The following is a 17,315-nucleotide window of genomic DNA, read 5'->3' on the forward strand; positions in this document are numbered from 1 at the left end:
ATTAATCCTCCAGCATGGTGACATCTCTCACCGCGCCTTTATCGGCACTGGTCGCAAGCAAGGCATAGGCCTTGAGCGCTAGAGAAACAGAGCGTTCACGATCCACAGGCTTCCAGGCTTGCTTACCACGCCCTTCCATTGCATTACGACGTGCTGCCAGTTCTGTATCACTGATAGCAAGTTTGATCGACCGCGCCGGAATATCAATCTCAATCCTATCACCGGTTTCAACCAAACCTATGGTGCCACCAGCCGCAGCTTCAGGTGAAACATGGCCAATAGACAGGCCTGAAGTACCACCGGAGAAACGACCATCTGTGATAAGCGCACAAGCCTTACCCAGACCGCGAGACTTAAGGTAACTGGTTGGATAGAGCATCTCTTGCATGCCTGGGCCACCTTTAGGGCCTTCGTAGCGAATGACCACCACATCACCAGCAACCACTTCACCACCTAAGATAGATGCAACGGCATCATCCTGGCTCTCAAAGACACGAGCCGAGCCGATAAAGGTATGATTCTCTTCATCCACACCCGCAGTTTTGACGATACAACCGTCGATGGCGATATTGCCCGAAAGCACTGCTAAGCCACCTTCCTGACTAAATGCAAATTCACGTTTACGGATACAACCATCTTCGCGATCATCATCCACACTATCCCAGCGACAACTTTGGCTAAAGGCCTTAGTCGTCGGGATACCTGCCGGGCCTGCGGAGAAGAACTGCCGAACGGCTGCATCCTGTGTCTGTACTATGTCCCATTTGGCCAGCACATCTTTCAGGCTTGCACCTGCCACATGGTAAGCATCGTTATGAATGAGGCCAGCTCGGTCGAGCTCGCCTAAGATCCCCATCACGCCACCGGCTCGATGCACATCTTCCATATGATACTTGGGAGTCGAAGGTGCTACCTTACATAGATGAGGAACCAGACGGGATAATCTATCGATATCGTCCATAGTGAAATCAACTTTGGCCTCATGAGCCGACGCTAACAGGTGCAATACTGTGTTGCTAGAACCGCCCATGGCGATATCTAGAGTCATGGCATTCTCGAACGCCTTAAAGTTAGCAATATTACGTGGCAGTGCTGATTCATCGTCATGTTTGTAGTAACGAGTGGCCAAGTCCATGATACGGCGACCCGCCTCTAGGAAGAGCTCGCGACGATCGGCGTGAGTCGCCAACATTGAGCCATTACCCGGCAGAGACAGACCCAAAGCTTCGGTCAAACAATTCATCGAGTTAGCGGTAAACATTCCGGAACATGAACCACAGGTAGGACAAGCGCTACGCTCAATCTGCTCACTATCGGCATCCGATACACGATCGTCCGCCCCAGCCACCATGGCATCCACCAGATCCAATTTAATGATCTTATCCGAAAGCTTAGTCTTACCCGCTTCCATAGGGCCACCGGAGACGAAGATCACTGGAATATTGAGACGAAGGGCCGCCATCATCATGCCAGGGGTGATCTTGTCGCAATTTGAGATACACACCAAAGCATCGGCGCAGTGGGCATTAACCATATACTCAACGCTGTCAGCTATCAGCTCACGAGAAGGCAAACTATAGAGCATGCCGCCGTGTCCCATGGCTATACCGTCATCTACCGCGATAGTATTAAACTCTTTGGCGATTCCGCCCGCTTCTTCGATAGCACCAGCCACTAATGAGCCCATATCTTTGAGGTGCACGTGGCCGGGAACAAATTGAGTAAATGAGTTGGAAATCGCAATAATTGGCTTACCGAAATCACCATCTTTGACGCCGGTTGCACGCCATAGTGCGCGAGCTCCGGCCATGTTACGACCTTCGGTACTGGTAGCTGAACGTAATTTTGGCATTGCGATTATCCTGTTTTGAGAAGGTTCGAGATGCTAGTTCCTAGGAAGAGCAAACGATTCAAGCTTCTAATTAATTTTTTAAGCCTAAGAGTATAGACTCTTGGGCATCTGTATTCTTTGCTACTCTAAATACTAGATTCCAGGTCCTAGAACCTAGGTTCTATAATACTTCCAACCAGCCCCATTTGTCTTCGGTCTCACCAGTAAACAAACCGAAAAAGCTTTCCTGAATCGACTTGGTAATGGGGCCGCGCTTTCCGGCGCCAACATCAATTCTGTCGACGCTACGCACAGGCACTATCTCAGCTGCTGTTCCCGTCATGAATATCTCATCGGCGAGATAGAGAAACTCACGAGACATGGCCTCTTCAACCACTTCATAACCCTTCTCTCGAGCCAAGGTTATAATGGTATCTCGGGTCAGACCCATCAGGATGGCCGACGTCGAAGGTGGAGTATAGATTTTACCCTTCTTGACCACGAACAGGTTGGCACCAGCGCCTTCGCTAACCAGACCATTGACATCCAAGGCTATACCTTCATCGAAACCATTACGTTTAGCTTCGGTGGATATCTGAATAGAAGATAGGTAGTTGCCACCGGCCTTAGCACCGGTAGGTATGGTGTTGGGTGCGAGACGATTCCAGGAGGTCACCGCCACATCGACCCCAGCTTCCATACTGTCCTCACCTAAATAGGCTCCCCATGGGAATGCCGCAACCATGACATCACACACGGCATCTTTAGGCGGGGTTATCCCCATGCCGACATCACCATAAAACGCCAATGGACGAATATAGGCACTCTTGAGATCATTCTTCTGCACACTGTCAGTGCAAGCTTGCATCAGTTCATCCAAGGTATAAGGAATTGGCATGCGGTAAATCTTGGCCGAATCGAACAGGCGCTGAACATGATCGGTTAGGCGAAATCCCGCCGGACCTAAGTGAGTATCATAGACTCGGATCCCTTCGAAGACAGAAGAGCCATAATGTAAGCCGTGAGACATCACATGCACCTTGGCATCACCCCAAGGCATTATCTCACCATTGAACCATATAAACTCTGCTTTCTTCGCGGTCATCTCTATTTCCTCACTCTTTTTCAATATTCAGTGCAACAGGCGTTAACTGTGCTTTGTTATTATCTCTAATCTAACAATCAGCCATCAGTAGTTATAAGCCTTAAGCTTGTACCTGGCAGTCGATAACATCGAAAAGCTTGTCCAACTGATTGGTCAGCAGCTCGATGGCCCTTTCGCTCTCGACTTGCATAGCAAGTTGAACGCTTTGATCACCTTCTAACTGCATATTCATCTTGGTCACTTTAAAGCCACGATGACGTACCACTCTCAATACACGCTCCAACACTTCAGGCTGCTGCATTAAGGTTAAACTCAATTGATAACTCATCTCTACTCCCTATCCACTTGTTCTTTATCTGCTTTGTGCTTTAGGTCTGTTTGTCCATCTCTTCCATCATGTCGTGACTATAAACACGCTCCTAGCGGGACTAGTCTGCGTTAAGTCTGTTTGTCCATCTCTTCCATCATGTCGCGATTACAAGCCCCTGGTGGAACCAGTGGCCAGACATTGTGAGCATCATCAATCCTCACGTGCAGCAGGTATGGTCCTTCACAGTTCACTAAATGAGCTAACGCTTCTTCCACTTGATCTGTTGTGGTGATGGTGCGACCGGGAATATCGAATGCCGATGCCAAGGTGACAAAGTCCGGGTTATCGGAAAGATCAGTCTCGCTGTAACGCTCCTCGAAGAAGAGTTGCTGCCACTGTTTCACCATGCCCAGCTTTTGGTTGTCGATAAGCAGAATTTTTACCGCCAACTTGCGACGCTTGATAGTCGTAAGCTCTTGCACGTTCATCATAAAAGAACCATCGCCAGAGACTACGACTACAGTAGCATCGGGACGAGACACCTTAGCGCCAATAGCGGCCGGAAGGCCGAAGCCCATGGTACCCAAACCTGAGCTGGACAAGTGATCTTCAGGATTACGGAACCACATATGCTGCGCCACCCACATCTGATGTTGGCCAACATCACAAGTCACAACGCTATCCTCAGGCAGTTTATCGGCTAAGCGATTTAACATAGCAGGGGCAAAAATAAGCTCACCGGGACGATCATAATTCCACTTATGCTCGGCTTTTAGCTGCTCAACTTCGACGCGCCAGGGAGCAATATCCAGCTCCGCGGCCAATGCAGGTAACACTTGACGTAAATCGCCGGCGATGGCTACTTCTGGTAGACGCAGCTTACCGAGTTCAGCCGCATCGATATCTAGATGAATCACCTTTGCGTGTTCGGCAAAAGTAGCTAAACGACCGGTAACCCTGTCATCGAAACGCGCGCCGACCACGATTAACAGGTCACACTCCTGAACGGCAATATTTGCTGCTTTCGAGCCATGCATGCCTAACATGCCTAAATAACCCGCTGTATCTTTCTCGATGGAACCCAGGCCCTTAAGCGTTGCCACAGAAGGAACCCCAGTCACCTCAATAAATTCACGTAACTGAGGAACGGCTCTTGCCATACCTACGCCACCACCCACATAGAGCATCGGCTTACAGGCTTGCTTGAGCAAGGCCAATGCATCATCGAGTTTGCAAGTCTCAGCTTCCGGCTGAGGATACTTCTCCTGATTAGGCGTAAAGTAGTCGAGCATCCCAATCTGAATATCTTTAGGAATATCCACCAGCACAGGACCTGGTCGGCCCGAAGCCGCGATCTCGAACGCCTTATACAGAGTCGGAACCAGCTCTTCTATCTTTGTCACCATGAAGCTGTGCTTAGTACACGATAGCGACATACCCAGAACATCGATTTCCTGAAACGCATCGGTACCAATAACCGCAGTAGATACCTGACCAGTAATGGCTACCACAGGTACAGAATCGAGTAAGGCATCGGCTAATGAGGTCACCAGGTTTGTTGCACCTGGGCCAGATGTAGCAAAACACACGCCTGTCTTGCCTGTCGCGCGGGCATAGCCTAGGGCTGCAAATGCGGCTCCCTGCTCATGGCGACTCAACAGGTGCTCAACAGGGGCCCCATAGAGTGCGTCGTAGATAGGCATAATAGCGCCACCTGGGTAACCAAAGATGTTAGTGACGCCATGGTCGACTAATGCCTTGATAACCGCATCGGCACCACGCATTCTTTGTAGAGAATGAGTCTCGCCTTGCTCTACCTGTCCGCTCTCCGGATCACCTTGCTGTGTTTGCCCTTGTTCCATTTGCATCTCTCACTCTCTGCTGAACATTCACTGTCCAGTATTTGTAGGGGAAAGCCTTAGTCTTATGCTTTCATCTGGGCTTTAAACGAAAAACCCCCCGGTCCTTTCGGAGCGGGGGGGTTAGTTGCAATCTTTACCTAATTAGGTGTTTCGATGCGCCATGGGAGCCCCCCGCTGTGATCTAATAATCACCACGGTAATAATCTCAATAATGAGTAGGGCAGCTTGGTTTATCATGTTTACACTGTTTCCTAATTAGTTTGCTTAAATTCGGTGTCCGTTTGATTCGCTCTCGAGAGAGCATTCATCCTCAAGACCCTTAATCAATACCACAAAGCCAATAAAAAACACAACAAAAACCTGTTTACCTAGAAGAAACGTTTAGTTTCAATATTCAAACGATAACATTCAGCCAGCGTTTTAAACGACTCGGTAACCTCGCCTCAATCTTGAAATTATTCTTTTACTTCAATGTTTTGTTTCTGTGTTCTTTGCTGTTCTAGCGATTAAGCCCGGCTCGGTCACTGGGCTTAATCAGCTTTGAATCTGATTACTTATCTTCGACAATTTGCTGCATAGCTGTCATATGACCACGTAGCTCGGCACCCACTTTTTCAACACCTGTGCCACGAATGGCGGCATTAACTTCGATTAGGCGTTGGTTATCGACACCATTGCTGCTGTCGCTTAGTCCACGGCCCAAGTAATCTGGAGACATGTTCTGTACATATTCACGTAGCATAGGCACTGCAGCGTGATTAAACAGGTAACAACCGTATTCTGCTGTATCAGAGATAACCACGTTCATCTCATAGAGACGTTTACGAGCGATGGTGTTAGCAATAAGTGGGGTTTCGTGTAGCGACTCATAGTAAGCCGACTCTTGGATAATACCAGCAGAAACCATAGTATCGAACGCTAGCTCAACGCCAGCTTTAATCATGGCTACTAGGAAGATGCCTTTGTCGAAGTAAGTCTGCTCATCAATATCTTCGTCGCTAACAGGGGCGTTTTCGAAAGCTGTTTCACCCGTTTCAGCGCGCCACTTCAGCAAGTTTGCATCGTCGTTAGCCCAATCGGTCATCATGGTACGAGAGAACTCACCGCCTATGATGTCATCCATGTGCTTTTCGAAAAGAGGAGCAAGAATGACCTTTAGCTCATCAGCCATCTCGAATGCTTTAATCTTAGCCGGATTAGATAGGCGATCCATCATGTTGGTAATACCACCATGCTTTAGCGCTTCAGTGGTTGTTTCCCAACCTTGCTGAATAAGTTTTGCTGCGTAACCCGGCTCTACGCCGTCGGCAACCATCTTCTCGTAACCAAGAATTGCACCTGTTTGCAGCATGCCACAAAGAATGGTCTGCTCACCCATGAGGTCAGACTTAACTTCTGCAATGAATGATGAATGTAGGACACCCGCTCGGTCGCCACCTGTTGCACTGGCATAAGCCTTAGCGATATCGAAACCTTGACCTTTAGGGTCATTCTCAGGATGAACGGCAATCAGAGTCGGAACACCAAATCCACGCTTATACTCTTCACGTACTTCAGTACCTGGACACTTAGGTGCGACCATGATGACGGTGATATCTTCACGAACCTGCATTCCCTCTTCAACGATATTAAAACCGTGAGAATAAGACAATGTCGCGCCTTGCTTCATTAACGGCATAACGGTGTTAACGGCGTTAGTGTGCTGCTTATCAGGAGTCAGGTTAAGAACGAGATCAGCATCAGGAATAAGCTCTTCTATAGTGCCGACGCGAAAACCATTACCGGTTGCTTTTTGGTATGAAGCTCGTTTCTCTTCAATCGCCTCGGCGCGAAGTGCATAAGCGATATTCAGACCAGAGTCACGCATGTTCAAGCCCTGGTTTAGACCTTGAGCACCACAACCCAGAATGACAATATTCCAACCCTTAATGAAGTCACAGCCTTCGCTAAACTCATTACGATCCATAAAGCGGCACTGAGCCAGCTGTTCTAATTGTTGACGCAAATTCAGAGAGTTAAAATAGTTAGCCATCTGATGTACCACCTTCTGTATCGAATTTAGGAAAGTTGCTTCATGCGCTTCAATAAAGTGCACGAGAGCAGTGATTGAGATCACTATAGCTCATGATTTAAATTGCTTAAAATGATATATTCGGGATACTACATTGCATTTATTGCAACACATAGTGGCTCAGTCACTAAATTCTGATGAGGTAAATATGGACATAAAAACAATCAAACTTTACCTGCACTTATCGGAAAGTCTGCATTTTTCCAGAACGGCTCAAGCGATGCACGTCAGCCCCTCAACATTGAGCCGGGTTATGCAAAGATTAGAAGATGAAGTCGGTGCTAAGTTATTTCAACGTGATAATCGCAGTGTTTCCTTGACCAGCGCCGGCGTTGAATACCGTCACTTCGCCGAGCAGACCTTAGATCATTGGACCAAACTTAAGACTAAGATTGACCCTAAACAAGATTTGCTCAGGGGAAGATTAAACCTATACTGCTCGGTAACAGCGGCATATAGCCATCTTCCCGGGCTACTCGATAGCTTCAGACGGGAACACCCTCTGGTAGAAATAACTCTGACGACCGGTGATGCCGCTAACGCGCTTAGCGAAGTCAAAAATAATCGCGTCGATATCGCCATTGCCGCCCTGCCAGACCCTTTTCCCGACAACTTACACTTCGCCAAGATAGATGATATTCCCTTGGTGATAATAGCACCGACATATCGTTGCCAGGTTCAGGAGTTATTAACCGAATCTTATATTCCCTGGGACCGTCTGCCCTTTATCGTACCTGAGCATGGACCGGGGAGACGACGTACCGACAACTGGTTTAAGCAGCTCGGTCTGATTCCCAACATCTATGCCCAAGTCTCGGGACAAGAAGCAATCGCCTCTATGGTGGCTCTTGGATGCGGGGTGAGCATCACACCAGAGATAGTGATCAGTAACAGTCCGGTGCGGGATCGCATTCAAATCATCCCCACCCCTATAGACATTCCCCCTTTTGAGCTAGGTTGCTGTTGCAGAAATAACAAATTAGACGACCCTATCGTGGCTGCCTTCCTGAAAGTGATATAACCAAAGCCAGAGCTATTTATCGCCTTCTGGGTAATCGGTTCCATTCACAGAGACTATACTTTGCATAATGATTAACATTAGATAAGCGTTATGATAAATCGTTTCAGCTGGATCTTTTCGGTTCTGCTATTTGGCTTGCTTGTCTCCTCTCCTATGGCCGAACAAGACTATTTACAACCTAAGCTCAGATTTTGTGTGGAGTCGACTGAGTTTCCGCCTTTTAACTACTTTAAACGTGTCAAAGGCCTGAAAACTGAACCCAGTGGCTACGATGTTGACCTGCTAAGGCTGGTTTTTGAACCAGCAGGCATAGAGTACCAAGTGATAGCTCTTCCATGGCGCAGGTGCCTGAAAGAGGTATACGACGGAATAGTCGATGGGGCAATGAGTGCCTCTTTGAACCCACAAAGAAAGCGCGACTACCTTCCCTCCGCTCCTTACTATCATCTAAACCCAAGCTACTTCTACCTCAAATTCAATTACCCCGATGGATTAAAAATATCGAGTATGAGTGAACTCGAAGAAAGGGGAAAAGTCTGCGGCATTGTAGGATTCAACTACCTGAACTTTGGCTGGAGCAACTTAGATAAGCTCTATGAAATAAATGACATATCCCAGCTTCCTATTATGCTACAAAAAAATCGATGTCAATTTTTCTTAGCACGAAAAGAGACATTGGCCGGCACCTTAGCCATCAATAAAATGCATAACTTAGACAAACTGCTGAACGGGCAAGTGGTACCCGACTCACAGCCAGAACCATTTCATATGCTAGTGTCGAAAAAATCCGCCTATGGCAATTTAATTAATCCATTATTCAATAAAAAAGTGCTTGAGTTAAGGAAGAATGGCGATCTTGACCGTCTATTAGAATATCACCTCAATGAGCTCAGAAAAGGAGCCAAAGAAGAAAATGACTAGCAGTAATGTCAGCCATTATCATGAGCCGATTTCACATCTCTCTCACCTAGAATAAGTTCATCTATACTTAAGCCAGATAAAATACGTCTACAAAAAACCTGCTTAATTTATTGGAACTATCTAAAAATCACTATGGATACTCTTGCGATTGTCTTAGTAATAGTTGGGTTGTTAGGGCTGATTGCCTCTCTGGTTCCTACTCACCAGGTCTGCAATATCCCCGATCATCAACATAATGGCTGGCTAGTCTTGCTCAGCATGATCTTTATGTTTATTTTCGGCTACCTAGGATTTTTATGGACTCTATTTACACATAAAGCCGATACCTTAGATTTAATCATAGCCATCATCTTCTGTGGTGGCGGTGGCTTCGTCTGGCTCGTGACTAAGATGAGTCGGGAGACCATCTTTAAACTAAAAAAAACCATCAAAGAAAAACATTATCAGGCTCACCACGACCAATTGACAGGCCTGCCTAATCGCAATCAATTCTATGAGGAGATTGATAAGCTGATTGCCACAAAAGATCAGGTATTTAGCTGTCTAATGATGGATCTCGATGATTTTAAAATGATTAATGATACATTCGGTCATGCAGAAGGTGACCACGTACTCCAGGTCGTTGCTGACAGAATAATTAAGGTGATCCCACAAGATGGCATTTCCGCGAGACTCGGTGGAGATGAACTTACCGTAGTACTGCCATGTACCTTAGCCGAGGATGCAGTCTCAACCGCTCGGGCGATCCAAAACGAGTTACTAAAAGAGATCAGTTGCGAAAACCATTCTCTCATCATAGGCGTCAGCATAGGAATTGCTCAATACCCAAAAGATGGCGATAGCAGAAAAAGCATCATGAAGAGCGCCGATACCGCCATGTATCACGCTAAGAAAAACGATGAGCATTATCAGATATATCAAACTCATCTTGTTTAAAACTAGGAGAAAGTTGCTAGCCAAGAGGTAAAATAAGAGAAAACAACAGCCACGAACTGAATACGATAATTTATTTCATGGCTGAAGGTATATTTCTAGGGGAGCTAAATACAGCTCAACAATCGGACTCGAAGATAGTTTGTTCCATGGTTTCTGCCGGGCACATAGACTCGGGTTTACCCACCATCTTAGCTGGCACACCGACCACAGTCGTATGGCTGGCCACATCGGTCAATACAACTGAACCTGCGCCAATTTTGGCGCCTTCGCCAACCTCGATATTACCCAATACTTTAGCTCCTGCGCCTATCATCACACCGGCACGGATCTTAGGATGACGATCTCCCTGCTGATTACCCGTACCGCCTAGAGTCACACCTTGGAGCAGAGACACATTATTTTCGATAACCGCAGTTTCACCTATAACAATACCCGTAGCATGGTCGAACATGATACCCGTGCCCATCTTACACGCCGGATGAATATCGACACCGAACACTTCCGAATTGCGGCTCTGAATGAATTGCGCTAACTCAGTACGCCCTTGATTCCAAAGACAGTTGGCTAAACGATGCACCTGAATCGCCTGAAATCCCTTGAGATTCAAGATGACGGTCAGGTAGCTCACGATCGCCGGGTCTCGCTCTTTCACCGCCTTAATATCTGTGGCCACATTGGTCAGCATCTGATCGCAATGAATAAAGGCTTTATCGAACAGCTCACGAAAAGTAAAAGGAGACACGACTCCATCTGAGAGTTTATTGGCCACAATAAAGCTGAGCGCCGACCCCAAACATTCATGATTGAGTATCGATGAATAAACATGACTGGCAAGCAAAGGCTCCTTACGAACCAAGGCTTCGGCTTCGACCCTAAGCTGTTCCCAAACTTCATAACGCATATGACGTAAACTCTTTAATAATGAACGAAGAAGATTTAAAAAAGACATATCTGTAAAAAATGCAGAAGTGTAAAGTCTAACCTAATCTGTGAAGAATACATCAAGCTATAAGAGTAAATAGCTATATGGCATAACAAACTGAAACCACCAGTTTAAGACATTCGACTTTAGCCAACCTATTGGCTTAAACATGAACTGATGGGTAAGTTAATGAATTAGTCGATAAACCTCTGCACTAAACCCGAAAAAACAGCTTTAGCATCTTGGCTAATAACATCGCCGTGAGTGACGACTATTTTGTCGAAATCCCAAGCCTTGATATTAGTAATAAATAGAGAAAATGCAGGTTTGTCCTTGATGGTAAAGCCCATTTTTAGAGGAGGGGCAACACATTGGTCCTTGAAACCAAGAGGCCTAAATACACACTTAGTCATCAAGCCAGCGAACCCCGATGGGCAGGCATCGCTATGATTTTGAATAAGATCTGTCACCAAGAGTGACTTTGACTTCTTGTGGAGAAACACTGATTCGTTAAAGAAATTTACGCCAGGCATGTATAGCCTTTCAAAGTCATCACTCCAGATATTATCGAAATGCTCATCGAGCACATGATAGTTTTCGATAGATATTTTTTTCGGTATGCCGCCACTCACATACATTTTTGCTTCTGGATAAGCACTTTTCCAATCATTTAACCAAATATTGTGGCCATTACTCGGGCCAACCAGATATCTGACTTGCCCTAGCTGCTTGATAGCCGCCTGTAATTCCGTGCTTAGTTGAGTGGGCGTATGTAGCCATAATCCACCACAGGCTAATTTAATCACTGTCATGCGTAGCCTCAACTGAGTCCCTCCCAGCGGCATAGTATCTTCGTGAGCCCAGATATCTTCACCCAGCTGCTCTAATGCTAACGTCATATGTATTTCCTATTTAGTCTTGGCGTAAATTCATGTGGTGAAATAGCTAACCTACCTAGGGAAGCTAATAAAGGATAGAAGCAAATCGTAAAAATTTATGCCTCTTCATTGATGCATACCCAAGTTAACCTGAACCTGAAAATCATCGGAATCGCAAGCGGTCTCATTATTTTGACACTGGCTCACTGACGCATCTTTAGCACAGATAATTTCGGAATATTCTTGGATATAGTCGACTAATACTTGAGCATCAGATACATGCATATCGATATCCTTTACTCGTCCAGAAAGTTGGCCCAGCCCGCCAAAATAGATCTGAGGCCGAATAAAGCTCAACTTTATGTTGCTACTCTCACCGTAGCCGAAATGCAGTTCTTCCTTGTCATCCTTTCTTAGATAGCAGCCCAAGTCCACACTTTTTATATCCTCAATTCTTATGGATATAAAACCCCAGACACTATTATTTATAATCAAGTTGTCTTGATGTCTATAGATGGAGAAATGGCGGGAGATCCTGTAATTGGCAACAAGCATAATGACACCATAGCCGGTAATACTCGCCACGATAATGGCCACTAGCTCACTCTAGGGGGGAAATAACCACATAAGCCAAAGCGGCCATAACAAGAGTTCCCAGAGTCATCATCAACCAATGCCAACCGGCAGCCGAACGTAATTTGAGATTAGTGATGGCGCTGACATGTTTACGTGATAAATAAGGAATGGTGTAGTACCAACTTGCAGGCTCCGATGCCAAGACTAATGCCAGAGCACGCTTCTTATCGTCTTCCTCTTGAAAGGTATCTAAGATATGTACTCTTGGATCACCGGATAAATTACGCGCTAGCCACAGCGCCTTGACGATACTCACCATCAGAAATAGCTCTATAGCCAGCAATATGGCGATAATCGGGTAACGTAGCCAGGCGATAAACTCAAAATAATTGGCTATTTCAGCCGGAAAACTAAACCTTGCCATCAGACTACTCAAGTTGATTATAACTAGCATCTTCCACAGTTTCTGCCCACCCACCTTGATGATGCAATACCAATAGATGACAGGGAGTATGACAAAATAGAGAGTCGAGAAGGCCAATACATATAGATGGCTATTTTCTCCATCAAGGTTTTCGGGAAGCAGCTGAAAACTCAATGTATAACTGATGATTGCACTGACAAGAAAAATCAGCCTAAACTTGATGCTACGTTCATAGAGCCCCCAACACACAAATGCTATCAGCATGTTACATGATATCTGTTTATCGGGTCGCGATTAATAGGAAAAGATACGCCATGGAGACATTTAAATGGAGGAAATGACACATTCATTCAGCGAAAACAACACTATCAAATACGCTGAATTAGGTTTGAGTAGCTGGAGCTAGATCCTGCTGGCAACCGACATATTACCTGCGGTTTTAAGTCGCTCAATCTTAATGATACAGGGTGCCTTAAGTTTGTAAGTCTGTTGCTTAAACTCATAATTACTCTCGAACCAATGAATGTAGAGGCGTAGATTTACATTATCATTGAAGTGATTATCGCTATAAAAATCACGATAACAGCGAGAATTTGGCAGGTAGCCAGAGTGATAAAGCTTTATGGTTCTGTCATCCAGATTGATCTCACGATAGTCAATGCCATGCTTAGCCATGTAGGGAAAGTGATACTCTCCATAACGAAACTCACCATCGATAATCTCTATTGCCTTGCCTTGAGACAATAAACTATCTAACTGCATGGCATTCAGCCGGCTATGGGCACATAGACTCGCCATCCCGGCACTCGCCAGAATAACCAAACTCCAGGACATAAATCCCTGTCGCTTGAAATGCGTCAAGATCAACCAAAAAATGATAAGCGCTGCGACACCGGCAGCCAAAATAAGCTCGAAGAATTGCCAATCTCCCGCTTCGAAAGCCGTATCAGAATAGGCCATGATTCCCTCCATATAAATAACTAAATCCATTTACTTTTTGCATTAAAACTCACTCTCATCACGAGGGAGAGAACAAATAATAACCTGATACTGTAGTGAAATACCAAACTAATCACTGCAAACGAGATATAAGTCTAAATTCAACTGTAATATAGAGTTAAGACATCTAATAAAATTACACATAGGGACATGCCGCACAGTTTATGTGTTGGGGTACAAGGAGTACCAAGTTAAGTATAGATAAAGGAGAGAAAAAGAGTGTGGGAAACGAGGAAAAATAGACATTGAGCCACTGGGCTCAATGTCATGTTAAACACTAAATCAGGTAATCGACACCTAAGGCAACAAACAGGGCTAAACCTGCCCAATTATTATTAAGAAACGCCTTAAAGCAGGGAGCACGCTCCCTAGCGTAAATAAGCTTCTGTTGATAGAGGCTAAAGCCAACAAAAGTGATCACACCTAAACCATATACTAGGCCACGGTCTGCCGCCCAACCCGCTGTAATAAAGCAGGCTAATGCAGCGAGCTGAAACAAGCCAATAATCTGCCTATCATACTTACCAAACAAGATAGCCGTGGACTTGATACCAACTTTCAAGTCATCGTCGCGATCCACCATGGCGTACATGGTGTCGTAAGCTACAGTCCAGCACCAATTGGCGGCAAACAACCACCATGCCTCGGCGGGAACATTCCCTGTCTGCGCCGCGTAGGCCATAGGAATAGACCAACTCCATACCACACCGAGAAACATCTGCGGCATGTTGGTAAAGCGCTTAGTAAAGGGGTAGATAATAGTCAGTATGATACCAACAACGGACAATTGAACTACCAATGGATTCAGCATCAAGACTAAGGCGAAGGCAAACAGTCCCATTACAGCAAACAACAGAAGCGCCTCTTTGCTGGAGATCTCACCACTAGCCAATGGTCGAGACTTAGTCCTGTCTACATGGGAATCGAGTTCCCGATCGGCGTAATCATTAATGATACAGCCACAGGCCCGCATCACTACTACACCTATGATAAAGATCACCAATACTTTGAGATCCGGCATCCCATCTGCCGCTAATATCAATGCCATCAAACATGGCCACAACAGCAACAAGGTCCCTATGGGCCTATCCATTCGGGCAAGGCGCATATATACGTCTAACTTACCCTTTAAAATACTCAACATTCAGGCTCTCCCAAAACCGCTCAGGCGCTTAATTTAACGATCTTAATCTAACGTTATTAACAAATAGAATTGGCATTATCATCGACAAGTTCAAGGATTCAACCGTTTTCTAGCAAGTTTCCAATCGAGCATAGGCAACAACCAACCACTTACTACCGACATCGTAGAAATTGACTTGTACTCTGGCTTGAGAACCACTGCCCTCGGTATTGGTCACCTTACCTTCACCGAATTTAGGATGCGTCACCCCTTGGCCAACCTTAAAGCCTGAATCATTCACCACAATGCTACGGGTGAAAGAAGTTTTCGCCCTTTGAGGCGCACTCACCTGAGTCTTAAGGCGGATCTCCTCCACATGCTCCGTTGGGATCTCTTTGATGAAGCGTGACGGTCTGGCGAAATTTTCCCGGCCGTAGATTCGACGTGTCTCGGCATAGGTGATGTAAAGCTTTTCCATGGCCCGCGTCATACCAACATAACAAAGGCGGCGCTCTTCATCGAGTCTATCCCCTTCATCCATAGCCATCTGACTGGGGAATATTCCCTCCTCGACACCCGACATAAACACCACAGGAAACTCTAGGCCTTTGGCAGAGTGTAGTGTCATCAGCTGTACCGCATCGGTGAATGCATCAGCCTGCCCCTCTCCAGCCTCTAATGCCGCATGGGATAGGAAAGCGTTAAGCTCGCCCATATCTTCAATCTCTTCGGGCATGATAAAAGTACGTGCAGCGGTCACAAGCTCGTCAAGGTTTTCCACTCGAGAACGCGCCTTCTCGCCTTTCTCAGCCTCATACATGGCCTTAAGACCAGATTTAGCAATCACATGGTCAGTTGTGCGGTGCAGGGTCAACTCTTCAGTATCTTGCTGCATCTCCACGATGAGATCCATGAAGCCACGTATGGCATTCGCCGCTCGCCCACTAAGTAACTTCTCTTCGAGGGCGCGTAAGCAAGTTTGCCACAGGGTTAACTGTTGCTGCCTTGCCGTAGAACGTAAAATATCTAACGTACGCCCACCAATCCCACGAGCAGGCGTATTAACCACACGCTCGAAGGCTGCATCATCATCTTTATTGTTGATGAGACGCAGATAACTCATGGCATCTTTGATCTCCTGTCGCTCGAAGAATCGCAAACCACCGTAGATACGATAGGCTAAGCCCTTATGGAGTAAGGCTTCCTCCAGCACTCGAGACTGAGCGTTAGAACGATATAGAATAGCGCAATTACTGAGATTGCCGCCCATATCGTGCCAATCACTAATGCGTCCAACAATAAATCGGGCTTCATCCATCTCATTGAAGGCACAGTATATTGAGATAGGCTCGCCATCTTTGTCTTCGGTCCACAACTTCTTGCCCAAGCGATCCGGGTTATTGGCGATCAGCTCATTGGAGGCTTTAAGGATATGGCCAGTGGAACGATAATTCTGCTCCAAACGTATGGTGCTAGCCTTGGGGAAATCTTCAAGAAACTTGTGTAAACTCTCGACTTGGGCACCGCGCCAACCATAAATGGACTGATCGTCATCACCGACGATCATCACATTAGCACCTTCACCCGCCAGCACACGGATCCAGGCATACTGAATCGCGTTGGTATCTTGAAACTCATCCACCAGAATATTCTTAAACCTATCTTGGTAGTGTTTAAGAACATGAGGTTTGTTGAGCCATAACTCGTGAGCACGTAATAGAATTTCGGCAAAATCGACCAAACCGGCCCGATCGCAGGACTCTTGATAGACCTGATAGATCTGTAATAGGTTTTGCTCTATTGGAAAGCCACCGGCATCGATATGCTTAGGTCTTAATCCCTGATCTTTCTTACCGTTGATATAGCCCTGAGCCTGACGAGGCGGATATTGCTTCTCGTCTAAATTAAGGCTCTTCAGAATACGTTTGATTAAGCGTAACTGATCATCTGAGTCGATGATCTGAAACGTCTGGGGCAAATTAGCATCTTGATAATGGGTTCGCAGCAGACGATGGGCCAGACCGTGGAAAGTACCTATCCACATGCGCCCCATATTGCTACCACTGACCTTCTCAACTCGCTCGCGCATCTCTGCCGCCGCTTTATTGGTGAAGGTTACCGCTAAAATTGAATATGGACTCTGCTGTTCGACCTGCATCAGCCAGGCAATTCTATGGGTCAATACCCGAGTCTTGCCACTGCCAGCCCCCGCCAATACCAACATACTGGATTGGGGCGCCCCTACGGCTGCACGTTGTTCATCATTCAGGCCGTCTAGTAAAGAAGATACGTCCATTCTTGCCTCCAAAAAATCGAGGAGGCAGTATAACAGGAGC

At 46.2% G+C, this 17,315-nt stretch carries 15 protein-coding genes; 3 read left to right on the forward strand and 12 right to left on the reverse strand.

Annotated elements, in window-relative coordinates; all coding sequences use genetic code 11:
- Position 1: 1 nt before the first annotated feature.
- The 5 genes from ilvD to ilvC form a co-directional block, all read right to left on the reverse strand.
- Positions 2-1,852, reverse strand: coding sequence for a dihydroxy-acid dehydratase (ilvD, locus tag sps_RS15420; protein ID WP_077753335.1), 1,851 nt, complete (start codon positions 1,850-1,852; stop codon positions 2-4).
- A gap of 160 nt (positions 1,853-2,012) precedes the next feature.
- Complete coding sequence (locus sps_RS15425; protein ID WP_077753336.1) at positions 2,013-2,936, reverse strand: branched-chain amino acid transaminase; 924 nt, start codon at positions 2,934-2,936, stop codon at positions 2,013-2,015.
- Positions 2,937-3,036: 100 nt separating this feature from the next.
- Complete coding sequence (gene ilvM / locus sps_RS15430; protein WP_077753337.1) at positions 3,037-3,264, reverse strand: acetolactate synthase 2 small subunit; 228 nt, start codon at positions 3,262-3,264, stop codon at positions 3,037-3,039.
- Positions 3,265-3,374: 110 nt separating this feature from the next.
- Complete coding sequence (gene ilvG / locus sps_RS15435; RefSeq protein WP_077755717.1) at positions 3,375-5,030, reverse strand: acetolactate synthase 2 catalytic subunit; 1,656 nt, start codon at positions 5,028-5,030, stop codon at positions 3,375-3,377.
- 628 nt (positions 5,031-5,658) lie between these two features.
- A complete protein-coding gene (gene ilvC, locus sps_RS15440; RefSeq protein WP_077753338.1) occupies positions 5,659-7,140 on the reverse strand; it encodes a ketol-acid reductoisomerase in 1,482 nt (493 codons plus the stop codon).
- 187 nt (positions 7,141-7,327) lie between these two features.
- Here ilvC and ilvY point away from each other — a divergent pair, with 187 nt between their 5' ends.
- The 3 genes from ilvY to sps_RS15455 all read left to right on the forward strand — a co-directional run bounded on the left by ilvY (position 7,328) and on the right by sps_RS15455 (position 10,057).
- Entirely contained in the window at positions 7,328-8,200 is an 873-nt protein-coding gene (gene ilvY / locus sps_RS15445; protein ID WP_077753339.1) for an HTH-type transcriptional activator IlvY, read from the forward strand.
- A gap of 90 nt (positions 8,201-8,290) precedes the next feature.
- Positions 8,291-9,121, forward strand: coding sequence for a substrate-binding periplasmic protein (locus sps_RS15450; protein ID WP_077753340.1), 831 nt, complete (start codon positions 8,291-8,293; stop codon positions 9,119-9,121).
- Positions 9,122-9,253: 132 nt separating this feature from the next.
- A complete protein-coding gene (locus sps_RS15455) occupies positions 9,254-10,057 on the forward strand; it encodes a GGDEF domain-containing protein (RefSeq protein ID WP_077753341.1) in 804 nt (267 codons plus the stop codon).
- A 115-nt stretch (positions 10,058-10,172) separates the two neighbouring features.
- Here the strand turns inward: sps_RS15455 and cysE are convergent, their stop codons facing one another.
- The 7 genes from cysE to uvrD all read right to left on the reverse strand — a co-directional run bounded on the left by cysE (position 10,173) and on the right by uvrD (position 17,275).
- Positions 10,173-10,958, reverse strand: a complete 786-nt coding sequence (gene cysE, locus sps_RS15460; protein WP_077753342.1) for a serine O-acetyltransferase — start codon at positions 10,956-10,958, stop codon at positions 10,173-10,175.
- 215 nt (positions 10,959-11,173) lie between these two features.
- Positions 11,174-11,878, reverse strand: a complete 705-nt coding sequence (locus sps_RS15465) for a DUF4336 domain-containing protein (RefSeq protein ID WP_077753343.1) — start codon at positions 11,876-11,878, stop codon at positions 11,174-11,176.
- A 105-nt stretch (positions 11,879-11,983) separates the two neighbouring features.
- Positions 11,984-12,454: a hypothetical protein gene (locus sps_RS28880; protein ID WP_237157850.1), complete on the reverse strand. Its 471-nt coding sequence runs from the start codon at positions 12,452-12,454 to the stop codon at positions 11,984-11,986.
- Positions 12,455-12,458: 4 nt separating this feature from the next.
- Positions 12,459-13,121 carry a hypothetical protein gene (locus tag sps_RS28885; RefSeq protein ID WP_237157851.1) on the reverse strand — a complete coding sequence of 221 codons (663 nt, stop codon included), beginning with the start codon at positions 13,119-13,121 and terminating at the stop codon, positions 12,459-12,461.
- Positions 13,122-13,259: 138 nt separating this feature from the next.
- The gene (locus sps_RS15475; RefSeq protein ID WP_077753344.1) at positions 13,260-13,817 is read right to left on the reverse strand and encodes a hypothetical protein; all 558 of its coding nucleotides are present in this window, start codon (positions 13,815-13,817) and stop codon (positions 13,260-13,262) included.
- Positions 13,818-14,133: 316 nt separating this feature from the next.
- Entirely contained in the window at positions 14,134-15,000 is an 867-nt protein-coding gene (gene ubiA, locus sps_RS15480) for a 4-hydroxybenzoate octaprenyltransferase (protein ID WP_077753345.1), read from the reverse strand.
- A 109-nt stretch (positions 15,001-15,109) separates the two neighbouring features.
- On the reverse strand, positions 15,110-17,275 hold the full coding sequence (gene uvrD / locus sps_RS15485) for a DNA helicase II (protein ID WP_077753346.1): 2,166 nt from the start codon (positions 17,273-17,275) through the stop codon (positions 15,110-15,112).
- Positions 17,276-17,315 lie beyond the last annotated feature (40 nt).

Source organism: Shewanella psychrophila (assembly GCF_002005305.1).
In the GTDB taxonomy this organism is placed as follows: Bacteria; Pseudomonadota; Gammaproteobacteria; order Enterobacterales; family Shewanellaceae; genus Shewanella; species Shewanella psychrophila.

Excerpts from the sequence above, each read along its gene's own strand:
- ilvC (WP_077753338.1), bottom strand. The coding sequence starts at position 7,140 with ATGGCTAACTATTTTAACTCTCTGAATTTGCGTCAACAATTAGAACAG.
- cysE (WP_077753342.1), bottom strand. The coding sequence starts at position 10,958 with ATGCGTTATGAAGTTTGGGAACAGCTTAGGGTCGAAGCCGAAGCCTTG.
- ubiA (WP_077753345.1), bottom strand. The coding sequence starts at position 15,000 with ATGTTGAGTATTTTAAAGGGTAAGTTAGACGTATATATGCGCCTTGCC.
- ilvG (WP_077755717.1), bottom strand. The coding sequence starts at position 5,030 with ATGCGTGGTGCCGATGCGGTTATCAAGGCATTAGTCGACCATGGCGTC.
- sps_RS28885 (WP_237157851.1), bottom strand. The coding sequence starts at position 13,121 with ATGCTGATAGCATTTGTGTGTTGGGGGCTCTATGAACGTAGCATCAAG.
- ilvD (WP_077753335.1), bottom strand. The coding sequence starts at position 1,852 with ATGCCAAAATTACGTTCAGCTACCAGTACCGAAGGTCGTAACATGGCC.
- sps_RS15455 (WP_077753341.1), top strand. The coding sequence starts at position 9,254 with ATGGATACTCTTGCGATTGTCTTAGTAATAGTTGGGTTGTTAGGGCTG.
- sps_RS15425 (WP_077753336.1), bottom strand. The coding sequence starts at position 2,936 with ATGACCGCGAAGAAAGCAGAGTTTATATGGTTCAATGGTGAGATAATG.
- ilvM (WP_077753337.1), bottom strand. The coding sequence starts at position 3,264 with ATGAGTTATCAATTGAGTTTAACCTTAATGCAGCAGCCTGAAGTGTTG.
- ilvY (WP_077753339.1), top strand. The coding sequence starts at position 7,328 with ATGGACATAAAAACAATCAAACTTTACCTGCACTTATCGGAAAGTCTG.
- sps_RS15450 (WP_077753340.1), top strand. The coding sequence starts at position 8,291 with ATGATAAATCGTTTCAGCTGGATCTTTTCGGTTCTGCTATTTGGCTTG.
- sps_RS15475 (WP_077753344.1), bottom strand. The coding sequence starts at position 13,817 with ATGGCCTATTCTGATACGGCTTTCGAAGCGGGAGATTGGCAATTCTTC.
- uvrD (WP_077753346.1), bottom strand. The coding sequence starts at position 17,275 with ATGGACGTATCTTCTTTACTAGACGGCCTGAATGATGAACAACGTGCA.
- sps_RS15465 (WP_077753343.1), bottom strand. The coding sequence starts at position 11,878 with ATGACGTTAGCATTAGAGCAGCTGGGTGAAGATATCTGGGCTCACGAA.